This is a genomic window from Micromonospora orduensis (assembly GCF_006228125.1).
GTDB classification, from domain to species: Bacteria; Actinomycetota; Actinomycetes; order Mycobacteriales; family Micromonosporaceae; genus Micromonospora; species Micromonospora orduensis.
In genome coordinates this window covers 1-18517 of sequence record NZ_VDFY01000307.1, presented here as the reverse complement: position 1 = coordinate 18517, position 18517 = coordinate 1, and the positions used below count along the sequence as shown (strand labels likewise).

Sequence of the window (18517 nt, the reverse complement as noted above, 5' to 3'; positions counted from 1 at the left end):
AGGAGGCGCTGCGGCGCTGGCTGGCCGCCGCGGCGCTGGCCCGGCCGGCCCCGGCGGGCCGGGTGGTGGTGGTCGCCGACGGCGCGCTGGCCCCGGTGCAGGCGTTGCTGCGCTGGGACGCGGCCTGGTTCGCCGGCCGGGAGCTGGCCGAGCGCCGGGAGCTGGGCTTCCCCCCGGCGGTGCGGATGGCCAGCGTCACCGGCCCGGCCGAGGCGGTGGCCAACCTGCTCGCGGCCGCCCGGCTGCCCGTCGACGCCGAGGTGCTCGGGCCGGTGCCCGCCGACGAGGGCCGGGAGCGGATGCTCGTCCGGGTGCCCCGGGCCCGGGCCGCCGCGCTGGCCGAGGCGCTGCACTCGGCCGCCGGGGCGCGGGCCGCCCGCAAGGCCGCCGATCCGGTCCGTCTCCAGGTCGATCCGCTGAGCCTGTTCTGACCGGTCCGGCCGCCCCCGACCTGCTCCGCGAGGGCGGCGTCCGCACACCGCGTCCGGCAAAGCGCTGCCGTTCGGGTGGTAGCATCGCCCGTCATGCCCGGGCGTACGACGGTTCCTGGTTGCGGTGCGGCGTCGGAAGCGCCGGGCCGGAGCGCCGCAGGACGGCGACGGTGGCGGGAACGCGTCGGTCGGACGCGATGTCGATGATGTCAAACAGCCGGTTATCAGGGGTGGACCAGTCGTGACCGTTCGACAATCGATCGTCTTCAACGGCGACCTCGGCAGCGGCAAGAGCACCGTGTCGGTGGAGATCGCCAAGCGGCTCGGGATGCGCCGGGTCAGCGTGGGTGACCTCTACCGGGAGATGGCGCAGCAGCGGCAGATGACCGCCCTGCAACTCAACCTGCACGCCGAGCTGGACCAGGCCGTCGACGGCTACGTCGACCAGCTCCAGCGGGACATCGCCGCCTCCGGCGAGAGTCTGATCATGGATTCGCGGCTGGCCTGGCACTTCTTCACCGACGCGCTGAAGGTCCACATGATCACCGAGCCGGGTGAGGCGGCCCGCCGGGTGCTCGCCCGCCCCTCCGGGCCGGCGGAGAGCTACGCCTCGCTGGAGGAGGCCAAGGCCAAGCTCCGCGAGCGCAGCGAGAGCGAGCGCAACCGGTTCATCGTCCGGTACGGGGTGGACAAGGCCCGCCTGCGCAACTACGACCTGGTGTGCGACACCACCCGCGCCTCGGCCGCCGAGGTGATCGAGCACATCATCGCCGCGTACGAGGGGAAGCTGGGCGCCGAGGTGCTGCGCGACGGCCCGCCGCTGCTGCTGCTCGACCCGGCCCGGGTCTACCCGACCGAGGACATCGCCACGCTGCGCGGACTGTGGGACACCGAGTTCGTCGGGGAGGTCGCCGAGGCCGGTGACGAGGGGCTGGAGCCGTTGAAGATCGGCTTCACGGGTGAGTACTTCTTCGTCGTCGACGGACACCGCCGGCTCAGCGCCGCCCTGCAGAGCGGCTTCTCCCTCGTCCCGGCCCAGCTCGTCGCGGAGGTCGACGAGCCGGTGGTGGGCGGGATGAACGCCATCGACTACTTCGCCGCGCAGGTGCGTCCCGGCCTGGTCTACGACTGGGAGTCGGCCCACCGGATCCAGCTGCCGCTGCCGGAGCCCGCCCTGCTCGGCGGCGACGCGGTGCTCGCCGGGGACCCGAGCGTCAGCGCCTGAGCCGACGTCGACTCTCGCCCGGGGGGTGCCGGGCGCCGGCGGCGTGGGCATGATGGAGCCTTCGACGCATCGACGGGGGAGGCCGGTCATGGAGGCTGCCGAGGCGCTCACACTGCTCATGTCGCCGCAGGGGCGTGTCGACCCCTATCCGACGTACGAGCGGCTGCGCGCGCACGGGCCGGTGGTGCAGGCGCTGCCCGGCCTGTACGTGGTGACCGGCTACCCGGAGGTCGACGAGCTGCTGCGCGACCCCCGGCTCGGGGTGCTCGACGACGCGCTGCGGGACCAGATGTGGCCGAACTGGCGGCAGAGCCCCGCGGTGTCGTCGATCGCCCGGTCGATGCTGCGGACCAACCCGCCCGACCACAGTCGGATGCGTCGGCTCGCCGCCGGGGCGTTCAGCCCGCGCCGGATCGCCGGGATGCGCGACGTGGTGCGGGCGCAGGCCGAGGAGTTGATCGACGCGATTGTCGAGCGCGCCGAGGGCGGCGGCCCGGTCGACGTGCTGGCCGACTTCGCGTACCCGCTGCCGGTCGGGGTGATCTGCGCGCTGCTCGGCGTGCCGGCGGCCGACCGGCCGCTGTTCCGGCGCTGGGCCGGTGACCTGACCGGCGTGCTGGAGCCGGAGATCACCACCGAGGAGCTGGCGGTCGCCGACGCGGGCGCCGCCGAGCTGCGCGACTACTTCGTCGAGCTGATCGTCGCCCGCCGCCGGGCGCCGGCCGACGACCTGACCACCGCCCTGGTCCAGGTGCACGACGCCGACGGCGCCCGGCTCACCGGCGACGAGCTGCTGGCCAACCTGGTGGTGCTGCTGGTGGCCGGGTTCGAGACCACCACCAACCTGCTCGGCAACGGCCTCGTCGTGCTGCTGCGCCACCCGGCTGCCGCCGCCGCGCTGCGCGCCGACCCCGGGCTCGCCCCGGCGTACGTCGAGGAGTTGCTGCGCTACGACTCCCCGGTGCAGTTGACCACCCGGACGAGCACCGCGCCGGTCCGCTGCGGCGGCCTCGACCTGCCGGCCGGCAGCTCGGCGCTGCTGCTGCTCGGCGCGGCCAACCGCGACCCGCGCCGGTTCTCCGACCCGGGTGGTTTCGACCCGACCCGCGAGCAGGCGCACCCGCTGTCCTTCGGCGCCGGCCCGCACTACTGCCTCGGCGCCGGCCTGGCCCGGCTGGAGGCGCAACTGGCGTTCCCGATGCTGCTGCGCCGGCTGCCCGAGCTGGCCCTGGCCGAGCCGCCCCGGCACCGGACCCGGCTGACCCTGCGCGGCTACGAGAGCCTGCTGGTGACGCTTGGCACACCGGCGCCGGCCGATCGAGGTGCGGCGGCCGGTGCGCGCCCGGGTACTCCGTAGACTGGTACGGCACCGCCCGTCCCACCCATGAAGGAGCCGTCCCGCGTGACCGTCCAGCCCATCCGTCTTTTTGGGGATCCGGTGCTGCGCACGCCGGCCGATCCGGTGGTCGACTTCGACGTCGAGCTGCGTAGGCTCATCGCCGACCTCACCGACACGATGCGTGAGCAGAACGGCGCCGGCCTGGCCGCCCCGCAGCTCGGTGTGAGCCTGCGGGTGTTCGCCTTCGAGGTCGACGACGTGCTCGGGCACCTGGTCAACCCGGTCCTGGAGTTCCCCGACGAGGAGGAGCAGGACGGCCCGGAGGGCTGCCTGTCCATCCCCGGGCTCTACTTCGACACCAAGCGCCGCCAGAACGTCATCGCCAAGGGCTTCAACGGCTACGGCGACCCGTTGCAGATCGTCGGCACCGGCCTGATGGCCCGCTGCGTGCAGCACGAGACCGACCACCTCGACGGTGTGCTCTTCCTGGACCGGCTCGACTCCGCCGGCCGCAAGGAGGCCATGAAGGCCATCCGTCAGGCCGAGTGGTACGACCCGGCCGCCCCACCGGTGGTCAAGGTCAACCCGCACGGCGCGGGCAGCCCCTTCGGTCTGGGCCGGTGACCCGGATGCGTGTGATCTTCGCCGGTACGCCGGCCGTCGCCGTCCCCGCGCTGGCCGCTGTCGCCGCCTCCCGGCACGAGCTGGTCGCCGTGGTCACCCGACCCGACGCGCCCGCCGGGCGTGGACGCGGCCTGTCCCGCTCCCCGGTGGGCGAGTGGGCCGACGAGCACGGCGTGGAGGTGCTCACGCCGGCCCGCCCCCGTGATCCGGAGTTCCTCGACCGGCTGCGCGAGCTGGCACCGGACTGCGTGCCGGTGGTCGCGTACGGCGCGCTGGTGCCGCCGGCCGCCCTGGAGATCCCCCGGTACGGCTGGATCAACCTGCACTTCTCGCTGCTGCCGGCCTGGCGGGGCGCCGCGCCCGTGCAGCACGCCGTCCTGCACGGTGACGAGCTGACCGGGGCCAGCGTCTTCCAGCTGGAGCAGGGCCTGGACACAGGCCCGGTGTACGGCACCCTGACCGACGAGATCCGCCCCGCCGACACGTCCGGCGACCTGCTGGGGCGGCTCGCCGACTCCGGCGCCGGGCTGCTCGTGGCGGTGCTCGACGCGATCGCCGACGGCACCGCCCGCGCCGAGCCGCAGCCCGCCGACGGGGTGTCGCTGGCGCCGAAGCTGACCGTGGACGACGCCCGGGTGCGCTGGGCCGACCCGGCGTTCGCCGTGGACCGCCGGATCCGGGCCTGCACGCCCGCGCCGGGCGCCTGGACGACGTTCCGGGGCGAGCGGGTGAAACTCGGCCCGGTCGTGCCGGTGCCCGACGGGCCGGAGTTGAAGCCGGGGGAGTTGCTTGTGGAGAAGGCCCGGGTGCTGGCCGGTACGGCCACCGCGCCGGTGCGCCTCGGCGAGGTGCGTGCCGCAGGCAAGCGGGCCATGTCGGCGACCGACTGGGCGCGGGGCGTCCGCGTCGGCGCCGGCGAGGACCTCGCGTGACGGCCCCGGAGGGGACCCGCCCGCCGCGTTCCGCCGGTCGCGGTGGGGACCGTCGGCCGGTACGACCGCCGATGGACCGCCCGCGCCGTGCGGCGTACGAGGCGGTGGCGGCGGTGCACCGCGACGACGCGTTCGCCAACCTGGTGCTGCCCATCATCCTGCGCGAGGAGGGGCTGTACGGCCGGGACGCGGCCTTCGCCACCGAGCTGACCTACGGCACCCTGCGTCACCTGGGCACGTTGGACGCGATCCTCACCGACGCGGCCGGGCGGGACGTGGCCCGGATCGACCCGCCGGTCCGCGACGCGCTGCGGATCGGGGCGTACCAGCTCCTGCACACCCGGGTGCCGCCGCACGCCGCCGTCTCCTCGACCGTGGATTTGGTCCGCGCGGTCGCGCCGGGCGCCACCGGGTTCGCCAACGCGGTGCTGCGGGAGGTGTCGACCCGCGACTCCGACGGCTGGGTGGCGAAGCTCGCCCCGCCGATGGAGACCGACCCGGTCGGGCATCTGGCGGTCGCGTACAGCCATCCGCAGTGGATCGTGCGGGCCTTCTCCGAGGCGCTCGACGGTGATCTGGGTGAGACGGCCCGCCTCCTGATCGAGGACAACGAGCGGCCGCCGGTGCACCTGTGCGCCCGACCCGGCCTGATCGACCCGGTGGAGCTGGCCGACCAGGTCGGCGGCGCGCCGGGCGCGTTCTCGCCGTACGCCGTCTATCTGCCCGGCGGCGCGCCGGGCGACGTGCCGGCGGTGGCGGACGGCCGCGCCCACGTCCAGGACGAGGGCTCCCAGCTGGTGGCCGTCGCTCTGGCCGACGCGCCGCTGGACGGCCCGGACGGGCGCTGGCTGGACCTGTGCGCCGGTCCCGGCGGCAAGGCCGGGCTGCTCGGCGCGCTGGCCGCGCAGCGTGGCGCCCGGGTGACCGCGGTGGAGGTGGCCGAGCACCGGGCCCGGCTGGTCTCCCAGGCGACCCGAGGGCTGCCGGTGACCGTGCTGGCCACCGACGGCCGTGAGGTCGGCGCGGACCCGAAGCTGCCCGAGGGGCACTTCGACCGGGTCCTGGTGGACGCTCCCTGCACCGGGTTGGGGTCGCTGCGCCGCCGGCCGGAGTCGCGCTGGCGTCGCCAGCCCTCCGACCTGCCGCCGTTGACCCGGCTGCAACGTGAGCTGCTCGGCGCGGCGCTGCGGGCGGTCCGTCCGGGCGGGATTGTCGCCTACGTCACCTGCTCGCCGCACACCGTCGAGACGCACGTGACGGTCACCGAGGCGGCCCGCCGCAGCGGTGTGTCGGTGGACTTCGTCGACGCCCGACCGCTGCTGCCGGCCGGTATGCCAGGCCTCGGCGACGGTCCGACAGTGCAGCTCTGGCCGCACCGGCACGGCACCGACGCGATGTTCCTCGCCGTCCTGCGCAAGGGCTGACGCGACACCGCACCCGGCCGGGCCCGGCCGGGTGCGGTCATGCCCCGCCGGTCAGGTGACCGGGAGGCCCTTCGTGCCCGCGTTGCGCAGCGAACGGGTCAGATCCCGGTCGCTGATCCACAGGAAGCACTGCACACCCCGGTTGCCGTTCTTCCACTCCTGCTCGTACGGCTGGTAGTAGATCGTCCCGGCGCGGAAGTCGAGCTGCGAGTTGTCCGGCACCTTGGCGAACTTCGCGGTCATCGTCTGGCAGGCCCGGTGGGTCCGCTTCGTGGTGCGGGTGAACTCGGCGTAGCTGATGTCCGGTGCCTGCCAGATCCCGACGAACTCGGCGTGGTGCTTGGCGGTGCAGGGCACCGCGACCATCTCGTCGATGTCGTCCTTGACGAGCTTGGGGTTGAAGCAGCGGTACGCCAACGGCGCCGCCCCGGTCAACGACCCGCGGAGGCTGCCGGTGCGCAGGTCGACGGCCGTGTCGTCGATGCTGGCGATCTCGGTGACGTCGCAGCGGTACCAGCGGGCCCCGCCGGCCCAGGCGGGCGCGGACGGCAGGACGACGGTCAGGCCGAGCCGGCCGGAGCGCCAGTCCGCGCCGACGGCCTTGTTGACCTCCTTGTCGCAGCCGGCCTGCGCGGCCCGCATCCCCTCCGAGCCGGGTGGCGGGGGAGTGCCGCGCTCCGCGCCCTTACCGGTGAGGGTGCCGACGAACAGGGTCTCCACCCGGTGCGCCTCGGCGCACGACGTCGGGTTGTAGCCGGTCAGGAAACCGACCTGCTGCGAGGAGTGGTGGCAGACGTCGGCGGCGGGGACGAACTGCTGCGCCGCGACGGGCGCGGGCCAGTCGTCGGTGAGGTTGCGGTCGACCCCGGCCGGCGCGCCACATCCGGCGAGCGCCAGGGCAACCGCCGCGCCCCCGGCAACCGCCGTCAACCACCGTCGCATCTCCGACCTCCCGCCGCCGCTGGCCTCCGGTCGACCCCTCGGCCGGTCGGTAGCGCCACGGCGCAGCAGCATACGGCACCGATGCTCAGATCGCCGGTAGTCCCTCGGGGCCGACGCCGCGCATCGAACGGGTGAGCTTGCGGTCGTCGCTCCACAGGAAACACCGCACGCCCCGGTCACCCTCCTCCCACTCCCGTTGCGACGGTGGGTAGTAGATGGACCCGGCCCGGTACGGCAGGTCGGCGTTGTTCGGCACGTCGGCGTACGCGGCGATCAGGGCCATGCAGCGGCGGTGCGCCTGCTCGGCGGAGCGGGTGAACTCGGCCCAGCTCATGTCGCGCTCGGTGTAGACGCCGACGAACTCGGCCCGGTGCGGTTCGGTGCACAGCACCGGCGCCATGTAGTTGAGGTTGTCGCCGATCAGCTTGGGGTCGAAGCAGCGGTGCGTCAGCGGTGCGTCGCCGATCAGCGCCCCGCGCAGGCTGCCGCTGCGGTTCACCGGCCGGGTGTTGTCGATGCTGTCGGTCTCGCTCAGGTCGCAGCGGAACCAGCGCGCGCCGCCGGCCCAGGCGGGCGCGGACGGCAGCGCGAGCGACAGGCTGAGCCGTGCGGTGTGCCAGTCGCCGCCGAGCACCTCCCGGGCCCGCTGGTCGCACTCGCCACGGGCGGCGCGCAGCGCCGGTGAGCCCGGCCCGGGCCGGGTCCTGGCCGACGCGGCGGGGCCGGTGAAGGCGCCGACGTGGATCGCCTCGGCCAGGTGGCTGCGCGCGCAGTCCACCGTCTCGTACGTGCTGGCCTGCACGATGGAGGTGATGCGCGGCAGGCAGGTGTCGGTGGCCGGGGTGAACGGCTGAGGGGCGCCCAGTCCGGGCCAGTCGTCGGTCAGGTCACCGTCCGCGCCCCGCGCCGGCCCGCAGCCGGTCAGCAGCACCGTCGTGACGCAGACCAACGCCAGCACTCCGAGCCACCGTCGCATCGTCCGCCTCCCGGGAGCTGGCGGCCGGTCACCGCGCCCCGCGGCGAGACCCCGGCGGGCGTGCAGCCTACGGCACCGTCCCGGTTGGAGTGTCGTCGCGTTTCCGTCGATCGGCCAGTAGCTGATGTCTGTTCGTCCGGATTCACCGGTCCGGATCGACCAATTCTGCACCACTGGTCACTGCCGGGTCACAGCGCGTCCGAGGTGGTGCCGCGATGCGGGCGGCGGGTGGCCGCGTTCGTACACTGGCCTCGTGACCGTACCGCCGCCGATCGTCGCGCCGAGCATCCTGGCCGCCGATTTCGCCCGCCTCGCCGAAGAGGTCCGCGCCGTCCAGGACGCCGCGGACTGGTTGCACGTGGACGTGATGGACAACCATTTCGTGCCGAACCTGACCATCGGTCTGCCGGTGGTGCAGAGCCTGCGGGCGGTCACCGAGATGCCGTTCGACGTGCACCTGATGATCGAGGACCCGCGTCGCTGGGCCCCCGGTTACGCCGACGCCGGGGCGTACAACGTGACCTTCCACGCCGAGGCGTGTGACGACCCGGTGGCCCTGGCCAAGGATCTGCGCTCGGCCGGCGCGAAGGCCGGGCTGGCCATCGACCGGGACACCCCTATCGAGCCGTACCTGGACCTGCTGCCCAGCTTCGACACGCTGCTGATCATGACGATCAAGGCGGGCTTCGGCGGCCAGCGGTTCATCCCCCAGTTGCTGGACAAGGTCCGCACCGCCCGCCGGCACGTCGACACCGGGCACCTGGAGCTGCGGATCGAGGTGGACGGCGGGATCGCGGCCGACACCATCGAGCAGGCGGCGTCCGCCGGCGCCGACGCGTTCGTGGCCGGCACCGCCGTGTACGGCGCCGCCGATCCGGCCCAGGCCGTACGGCACCTGCGGGCACTCGCGGAACGCGCGGCTCCCGGGGCCTGAGGTGGACCCCGACGTCGACCGTAAGGACATCATCCTCGTCGTCGACGACGATGAGGACATCGCTCGTTTCGTCGAGTTCAACCTGCGGCTGCACGGCTTCGAGGTGATCCACGCCAGCGACGGCCAGGAGGCACTGGAGGTCATCGAACGGCAGCGGCCCGACCTGGCCGTGGTCGATCTCATGATGCCCCGGATCGACGGGTTGGAGCTGACCCGTCGGTTGCGCGCCGACCCGATGACCTCCGCCCTGCCGGTGATCATGCTGACCGCGAAGGGCATGACCGTGGACAAGGTGCACGGGCTCAGCGCCGGCGCCGACGACTACCTGGTCAAGCCGTTCGACACGGCCGAGCTGGTGGCCCGGGTCTCGTCGACGCTGCGCCGCAACAAGGAGTTCCGGGAGGTGTCCCCGCTGACCGGGCTGCCCGGCAACAGCCGGATCCGCCGGGAGATCAGCGACCGGGTCCGCAACGGGGTGGACTACGCGGTCGGCTACATCGACATCGACCGGTTCAAGAGCGTCAACGACAGGTACGGTTTCGTCCGCGGCGACGACTTCATCTCCGCGCTGGCCCGCAGCCTGCACCGGGCCGTGGTGGCGGTGGGTCTGCCGCCGGCCTTCCTCGGCCACGTCGGCGGCGACGACTTCGTCATCGTCTGCACCCCGGACCAGGTTCGCCCGCTGACCTCCCGGGCGGTGGTCGACTTCGAGAAGTCGGCCGACACGCTCTACGACCCGACCGACCGGGAGCGGGGCTTCGTGGAGTTGAAGGACCGGCGTGGCACCATCCGCCGGGCCGCCCTGGTCACCCTCTCGATCGGTGTCTCCCTCTCCGACGCCGGCAAGCGGTTCACCGACCCCCTGGAGGCCATCGCGGTGGCCTCGGAGATGAAGACGGTCGCCAAGAGCCAGCCGGGGTCGTACGTGGCGGTGGACCGGCGGCGCGGCGTCACCTGACGCGTGATCCCGCTGTGAACTAGCTCGCCTGGATAAGGACACACCGCGTTCGGCGTGTAAGACTGCGGAGTACCCACCACGCGCTGGCGGGACTCGGTGAAATTCCGAACCGGCGGTGATCCACGGTCCGACCGTGGTCAGCCCGCGACCCGGACGGTTTCGGCCGCCCGGTGGACCTGGTGAAACTCCGGGGCCGACGGTTGGGGGCGGTTCGTCCGCGCCCAGACAGTCCGGATGGGAGACAGCGCGCGGGACGGACGGGTCCGCCCGGCCGCTGGCTTCAGCGTGCCGCGCCGACCCCCCGGGGCGGCCCCGCCGTACCCGGAATCCGCCACCGCCTGCCCGCGGCCCATGCCGCCTCCCTGACCGCCCGCGCGCGGACCGGCGAGTGAGAGGGCGGGAAAGGGCGATGGCCAGCGTCTCCGTCGACGAGGCGATGCGGCGTGCGATCGAGCTGGCCGCACGGGGGCTCGGCACGACCAGCCCGAACCCGGTGGTCGGCTGCGTGCTGCTGGACGAGGACGGGCAGGTCGTCGGGGAGGGCTTCCACGCCTACGCCGGTGGGCCGCACGCCGAGATCGTCGCGTTGGCCCAGGCCGGGCAGCGCGCCAAGGGCGGCACCGCCGTCGTCACTCTGGAACCCTGCAACCACACCGGTCGCACCGGCCCCTGCAGTAGCGCGCTGGTCCAGGCCGGGGTGGCCCGGGTGGTCATCGCCGTGCCCGACCCCAACCCGGTCGCCTCCGGCGGCGCCGCCACGTTGCGCTCCGCCGGGGTCCGGGTCGACCTGGGGGTACGCGGCGACGAGGCCGAGGCCGGCAACGTCGCGTGGCTGACCTCGATGCGCCGGGGCTGGCCGTACGTCATCTGGAAGTACGCCGCCACGCTCGACGGGCGCTCCGCCGCGGCGGACGGCACCAGCATGTGGATCACCTCGGAGGCGGCCCGGATCGACGTGCACGCGCTGCGCGGCACTGTCGACGCGGTCCTCGCCGGGGTGGGCACCGTGCTCGCCGACGATCCCCGGCTGACCGCCCGCAACCTGCGCGACGGCAGCCTGGCCATCCGGCAGCCGCTGCGGGTGGTGGTGGACAGCTCGGGGCGTACCCCGGCCGACGCCCGGGTCCGCGACGGCGCCGCCCGGACGTGGATCGCGACCGCCGCGGAGGTCGGCGCCGACCCGCATGGCCGGGTCGACCTGCCGGCGCTGCTGGCGGCGCTGCACCAGCGCGGCGTCCGCGCGGTGCTCCTGGAGGGCGGCCCCCGGCTGGCCGGCGCGTTCCTCGCCGCCGGTCTGGTCGACAAGATCATCGGGTACGTCGCGCCCCGGCTGCTCGGCGCCGGCCCCACCGCCCTGCTCGACGCGGGAGTGACGACCATCGCTGAGGCCATCGATCTGGAGTTCGTCGACGTTACGCAGGTCGGTCCGGATCTCCGGATCACCGCTTTGCCCCGTAAGAGGGAGGGCTGACATGTTCACCGGCATTGTCGAGGAAATGGGCGAGGTCGTCCGGGTGACGGCGACGGCGGGCGATTCGGCGCTTGTCGCCGTACGCGGCCCGCTTGTCACCTCCGACGCCCGGCACGGCGACTCCATCGCCGTCAACGGCGTCTGCCTGACCGTGGTGGACGTCGCCGACGGCGTCTTCACGGCCGACGTGATGGGCGAGACGCTGCGCCGCTCCGCGCTGGGCGCGCTGCGCGCCGGCGACCCGGTCAACCTGGAGCGGGCCGCCGCCCTGGGCAGCCGGCTCGGCGGGCACCTCGTGCAGGGCCACGTGGACGGCGTCGGGGAGGTGCTCTCCCGGGAGCCGGCCGAGCAGTGGGAGACGGTCCGTTTCCGGCTGCCCGCCGCCCTGGCCCGGTACGTGGTGGAGAAGGGCTCGATCACCATCGACGGCGTCTCGCTGACCGTCGCCGAGGTGGGCGCGGACGAGTTCGCCGTCGGGCTGATCCCCACCACCCTCAAGCTGACCACGCTCGGCGCGAAGGGCGTCGGTGACCCGGTCAACCTGGAGGTCGACGTGCTGGCGAAGTACGTGGAGCGGCTGCTGGGCGCCCGCGTCGCCAAGACCGGCGGGGTGGCCTGATGGGCACCCTCGGTTGGCTGCTCGACGCCCAGGTGCAGATCGCCGGGTCGCCGGTGCTGGTCCGGGAGATCGTCGGCAACGCGTTCGGGCTGGTCTCCGCGCTGCTCGGGCTGCGTCGGCTGGTCTGGGCCTGGCCGGTCGGCATGATCGGCAACGCGCTGCTGCTCACCGTCTTCCTGGGCGGGGTGTTCGCCACCCCGCAGGCGCACGACCTGTACGGGCAGGCCGGCCGGCAGGTGTTCTTCTTCGCGGTGAGCGTCTACGGCTGGTGCCGCTGGCGGCGCAACCGTCGCGCCGACGCCGGGCACGCCGCGGTGTTGCCGCGCTGGGCCACCTGGCGGGAGCGACTGGCGATGCTGCTGGCCGCCGCCGTCGGCACCGCCGCCGCCTACCCGGTGCTCGCCGCGCTGGGCTCCTGGGGCCCGCTGCCGGACGCCTGGATCCTCACCGGCAGCCTGCTGGCCACGTACGGCATGGCCCGCGGCTGGGTGGAGTTCTGGCTGGTCTGGATCGCCGTGGACGCGGTAGGTGTGCCACTGCTGCTGCGCGGCGGGTTCTACCCGTCGGCCGTCATGTACCTGATCTACGGCGCCCTCTGCGCCTGGGGATTCGCCGCCTGGTGGCGCACCTCGCGCGTCACCCGGCCGGCCGTGGCCCGTACGCCCACCTACACGGAGGCCGTCGCATGAGCGAGCGCAGCGAGCGAATCATCAGGCTCAGCCCCTCGGTGTCTCACGACGCCACGGAGCGCAGCGGAGCGGCGGCATGAGCGCCTTCGGGAGTATCGAGCAGGCGATCGCCGAGATCGCGGCCGGACGGCCGGTCGTCGTCGTCGACGACGCCGACCGCGAGAACGAGGGCGATCTGATCTTCGCGGCCGGGCTGGCCACACCGGAGCTGATGGCGTTCATGGTGCGGCACACCTCCGGGTACGTCTGCGTGGCGTTGACCGAGAGCGAGGCCGACCGACTCGACCTGCCGCCGATGCACCACACCAACCAGGACCGGCGCGGCACCGCGTACACGGTGACCGTGGACGCCCGGGAGGGGGTCAGCACCGGCATCTCGGCGGCCGACCGCGCGCACACCAGCCGGCTGCTCGCCGACGCCGCGACCGACCCGACCGACCTGGCCCGCCCCGGGCACGTGGTGCCGCTGCGCGCCCGCGAGGGCGGGGTGCTGCGCCGCCCCGGGCACACGGAGGCGGCTGTCGACCTGACCCGGCTCGCCGTGCTGCGCCCCGCGGGCGTGCTCTGCGAGCTGGTCAACGACGACGGCACCATGATGCGGCTGCCGGACCTGGAGAAGTTCTCCGCCGAGCACGGCCTCACCCTGATCACCATCGCCGACCTGATCGCCTACCGGCGGCGCACCGAGAAGCAGGTCGAGCTGGTCGCCGACGCCCGGATGCCCACCCGGCACGGGGTGTTCCGGGCCCTGGGCTACCGCGCCGAGCACGACCCGGCCGAGCACGTCGCGATGGTCCTGGGCGACCTCGGCGACGGCCAGGACGTGCTGGTCCGGGTGCACTCCGAGTGCCTGACCGGGGACGTGTTCGGCTCGCTGCGCTGCGACTGCGGCCCCCAGTTGGACGCCGCGTTGGCCCGCGTCGCCCGCGAGGGCCGGGGCGTGGTGCTCTACGTCCGTGGACACGAGGGGCGCGGCATCGGGCTGCTGCACAAGCTCCAGGCGTACCAGTTGCAGGACCAGGGCCGCGACACCGTGGACGCCAACCTCGACCTGGGTCTGCCGGCCGACGCCCGCGACTACGGCACCGGCGCGCAGATCCTCTACGACCTGGGCGTGCGCTCGATGCGACTGTTGACCAACAACCCGGCCAAGCGGGCCGGGCTGGAGGGCTACGGGCTGACCATCACCGGCCGGGAGGGGCTGCCGGCCGGCGCGCACCCGGAGAACCTGCGCTACCTGCGCACCAAGCGGGACCGGATGGGTCACCTGCTGGAGTTGGGCGAGGTGACCGAGGCGCCGATGGGGCGTCCCGTCGCCAACGACGAGATCGGAGCATGACGATGGCGGGTTTCGGTGAGCCGGGGGTCGACGCGGTGGACGCCGCGGGGCTGACCGTCGGGGTGGTCGCCGCCCGGTGGCACGGAGAGCTGACCGACCACATGCTCGAGCGCGCGGTCGCCGCCGCCGAGGCGTGCGGGGCGCGTGCCGTGGTCGCCCGGGTCGCCGGCTCGGTCGAGCTGCCCGTGGTCGCCCAGGCCCTCGCGCGCCGCTGCGACGTCGTGGTCGCGCTCGGCGTGGTGGTCCGGGGCGCCACCGCCCACTTCGACTACGTCTGCCGTTCGGTCACCGACGGGCTGACCCGGGTGGCGTTGGACGAGGGCAAGCCGGTCGCCCACGGGGTGCTCACCGTGGAGACCATCGAGCAGGCCCGGGACCGGGCCGGGCTGCCCGGCTCGGCCGAGGACAAGGGCTGGTCGGCCACCGTCGCCGCGCTCGACGCCGCGCTTGCCGTCCGGACCGTGGCCGCCGGCAACGCCCAGCGGGTCGGCTTCGGCGGCTGACCCGTCCGCCGGCTGTCCCGTCCGCCGGCCCTCTCGGAGGCGGCCGGGCCTTCTCGGAGGCGGCCGGGCCCTCAGAGGCGGCCGGCCTCGATGATCCGGCGGAGGAACTGCCTCGTCCGGGGCTGCGTCGGCTCGCCGAGCACCTGCTCCGGTGGGCCGCTCTCGACGACCCGTCCCGCGTCGAGGAAGCAGACCTCGTCGGCGACCTCCCGGGCGAAACCCATCTCATGGGTGGCCAGCACCATTGTCATCCCGTCGGCCTTCAGGTCCCGGATCATCGCCAGCACCTCACCGACGAGTTCCGGGTCCAGCGCGGAGGTCACCTCGTCCAGCAGCATCAGTCGGGGCGAGTTGGCAAGCGCCCGCACGATCGCCACCCGCTGCTGCTGCCCGCCCGAGAGCCGGTCCGGGTACGCGTCCGCCCTGTCGCCCAGCCCCACCCGGTCGAGGAGCTCGCGGGCCTGCGCCTCGGCCTCCGCGCGGGCCCGCCGGTGCACCCGACGCGGGGCGAGGGTGATGTTCTCCAGCACGCTCAGATGCGGAAACAGGTTGTACGCCTGGAACACCATGCCGATCCGTCGGCGTACCCGGTCGGCGTCCACCCGGGGGTCGGAGATGTCTTCGCCGTCCAGCTCGACGGTGCCGTCGTCGAGGTCGTCGAGGAGGTTCACGCAGCGCAGCAGGGTCGACTTGCCCGACCCGGAGGCGCCGATCAGCGCGACCACCTGATGCTCGGCGACCGTCAGGTCGAGCCGGTCGAGCACGACGGCGCCGGCGTACTCCTTGCGCAGTCCCCGGCAGCGCAGCAGAGCCATCATGAGCCTCCCGACTGTCGACGCGCCGAGCGCAGCGTCACCCAGTCGGTGACCGCGATCAGCGGGATCGCGAGCAGCACGAAGAGCACCCCCGCCACGACGTACGGCGTGTAGTTGAACGTCTGCGCGGTGGCGATCTGGGCGGCGCGGACCGCGTCGATCGGCCCGGCGAGCGAGACCAGACCGACGTCCTTCTGCAACGCCACCACGTCGTTGAGCAGCGGCGGCGCCACCCGGCGGACCGCCTGTGGCAGGACCACGTGCCGCATCGTCTGCCGGTACGTCAGGCCCAGCGACCGGGCCGCGGCGAGCTGGCTGGGGTGCACCGACTCGATGCCGGCCCGGAACACCTCGGCGAGGTAGCCGCCGTAGGTGAGCACCAGCGCGAGCCCGCCGAGCACCAGCACCGGCGGCATGCCCTGCAGACGCAGCCCCGGCACGCCGAGGGTGAGCAGGTACAGCACGATGATCAACGGCAGGCCGCGGAAGGTGTAGGTGTAGCCGGCGGCCAGCGCCCGCACCGGAAAGAAGATCGGCCCGCGCAGCGTGCGCAGCACGGCGATCACCAGCCCGAGCAGCAGCGCGCCGGCCGCGCAACACACCAGCAGCCGTACGTTGAGCCAGAGCCCGGCCAGCACCGCGGGCAGTGCGTCCCAGGCGATCTCCGGGTCCAGAAAGGACCGCCGCACCCGCTCCCAGCCCGGCGCCCCGGTCACCGCGACGACCAGCAGCGTGCCGAGCGCCGCCGTCGAGGACGCCGCCACCAGCACGCTGTAGACGGTCTGCCGCCGCCGGTACGCCGCCCGCCGCAGCTGCGCCTCGGAGGGGATGTGATCCAGCACTGTCACCGGAGCTCGGCCGCCCCCGCCACCTGCGCGAGCCACTTCTGCTCCAGCTGGGTCAGCGTGCCCGCCTCGCTGAGCTGCCCGACCGCGCCGCTCACGCAGGACGTCAGCGGGGAGTTCTTGTCCAGCAGCAGCCCGAACGCCTCCGGCACACCCACCTGCGGCACCTGCCCGACGATCGTCGCGTCGGTGACCTCCGCGCCGGTGATGTAGAACGCCGTCGGCAGGTCCACCACGAGACCGTCGAGCTGCCCGTTCTGCAGCGCCTTCTTGGCGTCGTCGTTGCTGTTGTAGACCTGCGGCTTCGCGGTCGGCTTGATCACGTCGGTGATCGCCTGGTAGCTGGTGGTCCCCACCTGGGCGCCGAGCCGGGCGTCCCGCAGGTCGGCCAACGACGTCCTACCGGCGATCTTCGACGACTTCAGCGCGATGACGGTCTGCCGCACCAGGTAGTACGGCGCGGAGAAGTCCACCGCCTGCTTGCGCTCCTCGGTGATGGAGAACTGGTTGATGTCGAAGTCGAAGGTCTTCGGCCCGGGCGCGATCGCGGAGTCGAACTTGACCCGGGTCCACGTCACGTCGGCGCGGGCGTAGCCCAGCTTCTCGGCCACCGCGTACGCGACGGCGGCCTCGAAGCCCTCGCCGTTGTCCGGCTTGTCCTGTCGGAACCACGGCTCGTAGGCGGGCTGGTCGGTGGCGATGGTGAGCTTGCCCGGCGTACGCGTGGGCAGGCTCTCCTTCGCGCAGGACGGCGGCGCTGTGACATTCGGGGTCGGTGTCTCCTTCTGGGGCGCGCACCCGGCGGTGGCGGCGACGACGGCACCGGCGAGGGTGAGCGCGAAGAGACGAGAGCTGCTGGCCATGGCGGACAGCGTAGAGCTCCATGGGCGTCGATCGAAGATTTTCCCACCATGCTGATAGGGAATTGTCCGTCTGCTGGATGCCGGCGGACCCGGGGGCGGGACGTCACCCGGGAGGCTGGAAGAATCGCTCCTCGTGAAGACGTTCGAGGAGTTGTTCGCCGAGTTGCAGGCCAAGGCCGCAGCGGGCACCCCCGGCTCGGGCACCGTCGCCGCCCTGGACAAGGGGGTGCACTTCATCGGCAAGAAGGTCGTCGAGGAGGCGGCCGAGTCGTGGATGGCCGCCGAGCACGAGGGGCCGCAGCGCACCGCCGAGGAGATCTCCCAGCTGCTCTACCAGGTCCAGGTCCTGATGCTGGCCAGCGGTCTGGAGCTCAAGGACGTCTACCGACATCTGTGAGTGCCCCCACCCGTTGATCGCCATCCGGATCGAAGGAGCACTCCGTCATGCTGCGTGTCGCCATCCCCAACAAGGGCACCCTGGCCGAACCGGCCGCCCAGATGCTGCGCGAGGCGGGCTACCGCCAGCGCACCGACCCCAAGGACCTCGTCTGCCGCGACGAGGGCAACGACGTCGAATTCTTCTACCTTCGCCCCAAGGACATCGCCACCTACGTCGGCTCCGGTGACCTCGACCTCGGCATCACCGGCCGGGACCTGCTGATCGACTCGGCCGCACCCGCCGAGGAGGTCGTCGACCTCGCCTTCGGCCGTGCCACCTTCCGCTTCGCCGCCCGCCCCGACGACATCGCCTCCGTGCAGGACCTGGGCGGGCACCGGATCGCCACCGCGTACCCGGGGCTGGTCGAGCGGCACCTCGGTGACCTGGGCGTCAAGGCCGAGGTGATCCGCCTCGACGGCGCGGTGGAGAACGCCGTACGCCTCGGCGTCGCCGACGTGGTCGCCGACGTGGTGGAGACCGGCGCCACCCTGCGCCAGGCCGGCCTGGTGGTCTTCGGAGAGCCGCTGCTGCGCTCCTCGGCGGTGCTGGTCCGCCGCGCCGGCGCACCCGCGCACCAGCAGGCCGAGCAGTTGCTGCGTCGCCTGCACGGCGTGCTGGTGGCCCGCCGCTACGTGATGCTCGCCTACGACGTGCCGGCCGGCCTCCTGGACCGGGCAAGCGGCCTCACCCCGGGCATCGAGTCACCCACCGTGTCGCCGCTGCACCGTGAGGGCTGGGTGGCGGTGCAGGCGATGGTGCTCCGCGACGACGTGCACCGGATCATGGACGAGTTGTACGAGCTGGGCGCCCGCGCCATCCTGGTCACCAACATCCACGCCTGTCGCCTCTGACCGGCCCCGCCCCTGCGGACACTCACACATCGCGTACCTGGAGTGGATCTCCCGCGCCACGGTTCGCGCCCGGTGCCGCCGCAAGATCGCGCTCGAACCAGGAAGTAGTGGCCTCCGGCCTCGCGGATGCCACTCGATCCAGGATCGAGCGCGATCTTGGCGTGCGCCCCCGGCATGGATGCGGGTCACGCGGCGCGGGAGGCAGCAACATCAGCGAAGTTGCGCGGATCTTGGTGCGCGGTGCGCGGTGCGCGGTGCGCGGTGCGCGGTGCGCGGTGCGCGACGTGCGGGGTCAGGC

The 18517-nt window shown here is 73.3% G+C and carries 19 protein-coding genes, 1 pseudogene and 1 riboswitch; of the genes and pseudogenes, 15 read left to right on the top strand and 5 right to left on the bottom strand.

Features of this window, described 5'->3' with window-relative positions; all coding sequences use genetic code 11:
• The 6 genes and pseudogenes from FHG89_RS32035 to FHG89_RS32010 all read left to right on the top strand — a co-directional run.
• A pseudogene (locus FHG89_RS32035) lies at positions 1-431 on the top strand (primosome assembly protein PriA); the annotation flags it as partial.
• 241 nt (positions 432-672) lie between these two features.
• A complete protein-coding gene (locus FHG89_RS32030) occupies positions 673-1656 on the top strand; it encodes an AAA family ATPase (RefSeq protein WP_139588121.1) in 984 nt (327 codons plus the stop codon).
• A gap of 88 nt (positions 1657-1744) precedes the next feature.
• Entirely contained in the window at positions 1745-3013 is a 1269-nt protein-coding gene (locus FHG89_RS32025) for a cytochrome P450 (RefSeq protein WP_139588120.1), read from the top strand.
• Between the two features lie 45 nt (positions 3014-3058).
• A complete protein-coding gene (gene def / locus FHG89_RS32020) occupies positions 3059-3619 on the top strand; it encodes a peptide deformylase (RefSeq protein ID WP_139588119.1) in 561 nt (186 codons plus the stop codon).
• Between the two features lie 5 nt (positions 3620-3624).
• Positions 3625-4551: a methionyl-tRNA formyltransferase gene (fmt, locus tag FHG89_RS32015; RefSeq protein WP_139588118.1), complete on the top strand. Its 927-nt coding sequence runs from the start codon at positions 3625-3627 to the stop codon at positions 4549-4551.
• Positions 4506-5975 carry an RsmB/NOP family class I SAM-dependent RNA methyltransferase gene (locus FHG89_RS32010; RefSeq protein WP_139588117.1) on the top strand — a complete coding sequence of 490 codons (1470 nt, stop codon included), beginning with the start codon at positions 4506-4508 and terminating at the stop codon, positions 5973-5975. The genes fmt and FHG89_RS32010 overlap by 46 nt, the downstream gene beginning before the upstream one ends.
• Before the next feature lie 51 nt (positions 5976-6026).
• Here the strand turns inward: FHG89_RS32010 and FHG89_RS32005 are convergent, their stop codons facing one another.
• Together FHG89_RS32005 and FHG89_RS32000 are read right to left on the bottom strand one after the other, a co-directional pair.
• A complete protein-coding gene (locus FHG89_RS32005) occupies positions 6027-6917 on the bottom strand; it encodes a septum formation family protein (protein WP_139588116.1) in 891 nt (296 codons plus the stop codon).
• A gap of 85 nt (positions 6918-7002) precedes the next feature.
• The gene (locus FHG89_RS32000) at positions 7003-7893 is read right to left on the bottom strand and encodes a septum formation family protein (RefSeq protein ID WP_139588115.1); all 891 of its coding nucleotides are present in this window, start codon (positions 7891-7893) and stop codon (positions 7003-7005) included.
• 253 nt (positions 7894-8146) lie between these two features.
• Between FHG89_RS32000 and rpe the strand changes: the two genes are divergently transcribed.
• The 7 genes from rpe to ribH all read left to right on the top strand — a co-directional run bounded on the left by rpe (position 8147) and on the right by ribH (position 14406).
• Positions 8147-8827, top strand: coding sequence for a ribulose-phosphate 3-epimerase (gene rpe, locus FHG89_RS31995; protein ID WP_139588114.1), 681 nt, complete (start codon positions 8147-8149; stop codon positions 8825-8827).
• A 1-nt stretch (position 8828) separates the two neighbouring features.
• Complete coding sequence (locus FHG89_RS31990; RefSeq protein ID WP_139588113.1) at positions 8829-9785, top strand: GGDEF domain-containing response regulator; 957 nt, start codon at positions 8829-8831, stop codon at positions 9783-9785.
• A gap of 78 nt (positions 9786-9863) precedes the next feature.
• Positions 9864-10035, top strand: a riboswitch (FMN riboswitch).
• A 159-nt stretch (positions 10036-10194) separates the two neighbouring features.
• Complete coding sequence (gene ribD / locus FHG89_RS31985) at positions 10195-11256, top strand: bifunctional diaminohydroxyphosphoribosylaminopyrimidine deaminase/5-amino-6-(5-phosphoribosylamino)uracil reductase RibD (RefSeq protein WP_139588112.1); 1062 nt, start codon at positions 10195-10197, stop codon at positions 11254-11256.
• Between the two features lies 1 nt (position 11257).
• Positions 11258-11875: a riboflavin synthase gene (locus FHG89_RS31980; protein WP_139588111.1), complete on the top strand. Its 618-nt coding sequence runs from the start codon at positions 11258-11260 to the stop codon at positions 11873-11875.
• On the top strand, positions 11875-12564 hold the full coding sequence (pnuC, locus tag FHG89_RS31975) for a nicotinamide riboside transporter PnuC (RefSeq protein WP_139588110.1): 690 nt from the start codon (positions 11875-11877) through the stop codon (positions 12562-12564). The genes FHG89_RS31980 and pnuC overlap by 1 nt, the downstream gene beginning before the upstream one ends.
• A gap of 76 nt (positions 12565-12640) precedes the next feature.
• A complete protein-coding gene (locus tag FHG89_RS31970) occupies positions 12641-13903 on the top strand; it encodes a bifunctional 3,4-dihydroxy-2-butanone-4-phosphate synthase/GTP cyclohydrolase II (protein WP_139588109.1) in 1263 nt (420 codons plus the stop codon).
• A 2-nt stretch (positions 13904-13905) separates the two neighbouring features.
• Positions 13906-14406 (top strand): 6,7-dimethyl-8-ribityllumazine synthase, encoded by a 501-nt coding sequence (gene ribH / locus FHG89_RS31965; RefSeq protein ID WP_139588122.1) that lies wholly within the window; start codon positions 13906-13908, stop codon positions 14404-14406.
• Positions 14407-14477: 71 nt separating this feature from the next.
• Here the strand turns inward: ribH and FHG89_RS31960 are convergent, their stop codons facing one another.
• The 3 genes from FHG89_RS31960 to FHG89_RS31950 are packed head-to-tail and all read right to left on the bottom strand — an operon-like array spanning position 14478 to position 16929.
• Entirely contained in the window at positions 14478-15221 is a 744-nt protein-coding gene (locus FHG89_RS31960; protein ID WP_139588108.1) for an amino acid ABC transporter ATP-binding protein, read from the bottom strand.
• On the bottom strand, positions 15221-16069 hold the full coding sequence (locus FHG89_RS31955) for an amino acid ABC transporter permease (protein ID WP_139588107.1): 849 nt from the start codon (positions 16067-16069) through the stop codon (positions 15221-15223). The genes FHG89_RS31960 and FHG89_RS31955 overlap by 1 nt, the downstream gene beginning before the upstream one ends.
• Positions 16066-16929, bottom strand: coding sequence for an ABC transporter substrate-binding protein (locus FHG89_RS31950; protein ID WP_139588106.1), 864 nt, complete (start codon positions 16927-16929; stop codon positions 16066-16068). The genes FHG89_RS31955 and FHG89_RS31950 overlap by 4 nt, the downstream gene beginning before the upstream one ends.
• Positions 16930-17062: 133 nt before the next feature.
• Between FHG89_RS31950 and FHG89_RS31945 the strand changes: the two genes are divergently transcribed.
• Together FHG89_RS31945 and hisG are read left to right on the top strand one after the other, a co-directional pair.
• Positions 17063-17326: a phosphoribosyl-ATP diphosphatase gene (locus FHG89_RS31945; protein ID WP_089016570.1), complete on the top strand. Its 264-nt coding sequence runs from the start codon at positions 17063-17065 to the stop codon at positions 17324-17326.
• 47 nt (positions 17327-17373) lie between these two features.
• Positions 17374-18219, top strand: coding sequence for an ATP phosphoribosyltransferase (gene hisG / locus FHG89_RS31940; protein ID WP_139588105.1), 846 nt, complete (start codon positions 17374-17376; stop codon positions 18217-18219).
• Positions 18220-18517: the final 298 nt, after the last annotated feature.

Bases quoted from the DNA above. Each gene is read 5' to 3' on its own strand.
- FHG89_RS32025 (WP_139588120.1), top strand. From the start codon at position 1,745: ATGGAGGCTGCCGAGGCGCTCACACTGCTCATGTCGCCGCAGGGGCGT.
- fmt (WP_139588118.1), top strand. From the start codon at position 3,625: ATGCGTGTGATCTTCGCCGGTACGCCGGCCGTCGCCGTCCCCGCGCTG.
- FHG89_RS32005 (WP_139588116.1), bottom strand. From the start codon at position 6,917: ATGCGACGGTGGTTGACGGCGGTTGCCGGGGGCGCGGCGGTTGCCCTG.
- FHG89_RS32000 (WP_139588115.1), bottom strand. From the start codon at position 7,893: ATGCGACGGTGGCTCGGAGTGCTGGCGTTGGTCTGCGTCACGACGGTG.
- ribD (WP_139588112.1), top strand. From the start codon at position 10,195: ATGGCCAGCGTCTCCGTCGACGAGGCGATGCGGCGTGCGATCGAGCTG.
- FHG89_RS31980 (WP_139588111.1), top strand. From the start codon at position 11,258: ATGTTCACCGGCATTGTCGAGGAAATGGGCGAGGTCGTCCGGGTGACG.
- pnuC (WP_139588110.1), top strand. From the start codon at position 11,875: ATGGGCACCCTCGGTTGGCTGCTCGACGCCCAGGTGCAGATCGCCGGG.
- FHG89_RS31970 (WP_139588109.1), top strand. From the start codon at position 12,641: ATGAGCGCCTTCGGGAGTATCGAGCAGGCGATCGCCGAGATCGCGGCC.
- ribH (WP_139588122.1), top strand. From the start codon at position 13,906: ATGGCGGGTTTCGGTGAGCCGGGGGTCGACGCGGTGGACGCCGCGGGG.
- FHG89_RS31960 (WP_139588108.1), bottom strand. From the start codon at position 15,221: ATGGCTCTGCTGCGCTGCCGGGGACTGCGCAAGGAGTACGCCGGCGCC.
- FHG89_RS31950 (WP_139588106.1), bottom strand. From the start codon at position 16,929: ATGGCCAGCAGCTCTCGTCTCTTCGCGCTCACCCTCGCCGGTGCCGTC.
- hisG (WP_139588105.1), top strand. From the start codon at position 17,374: ATGCTGCGTGTCGCCATCCCCAACAAGGGCACCCTGGCCGAACCGGCC.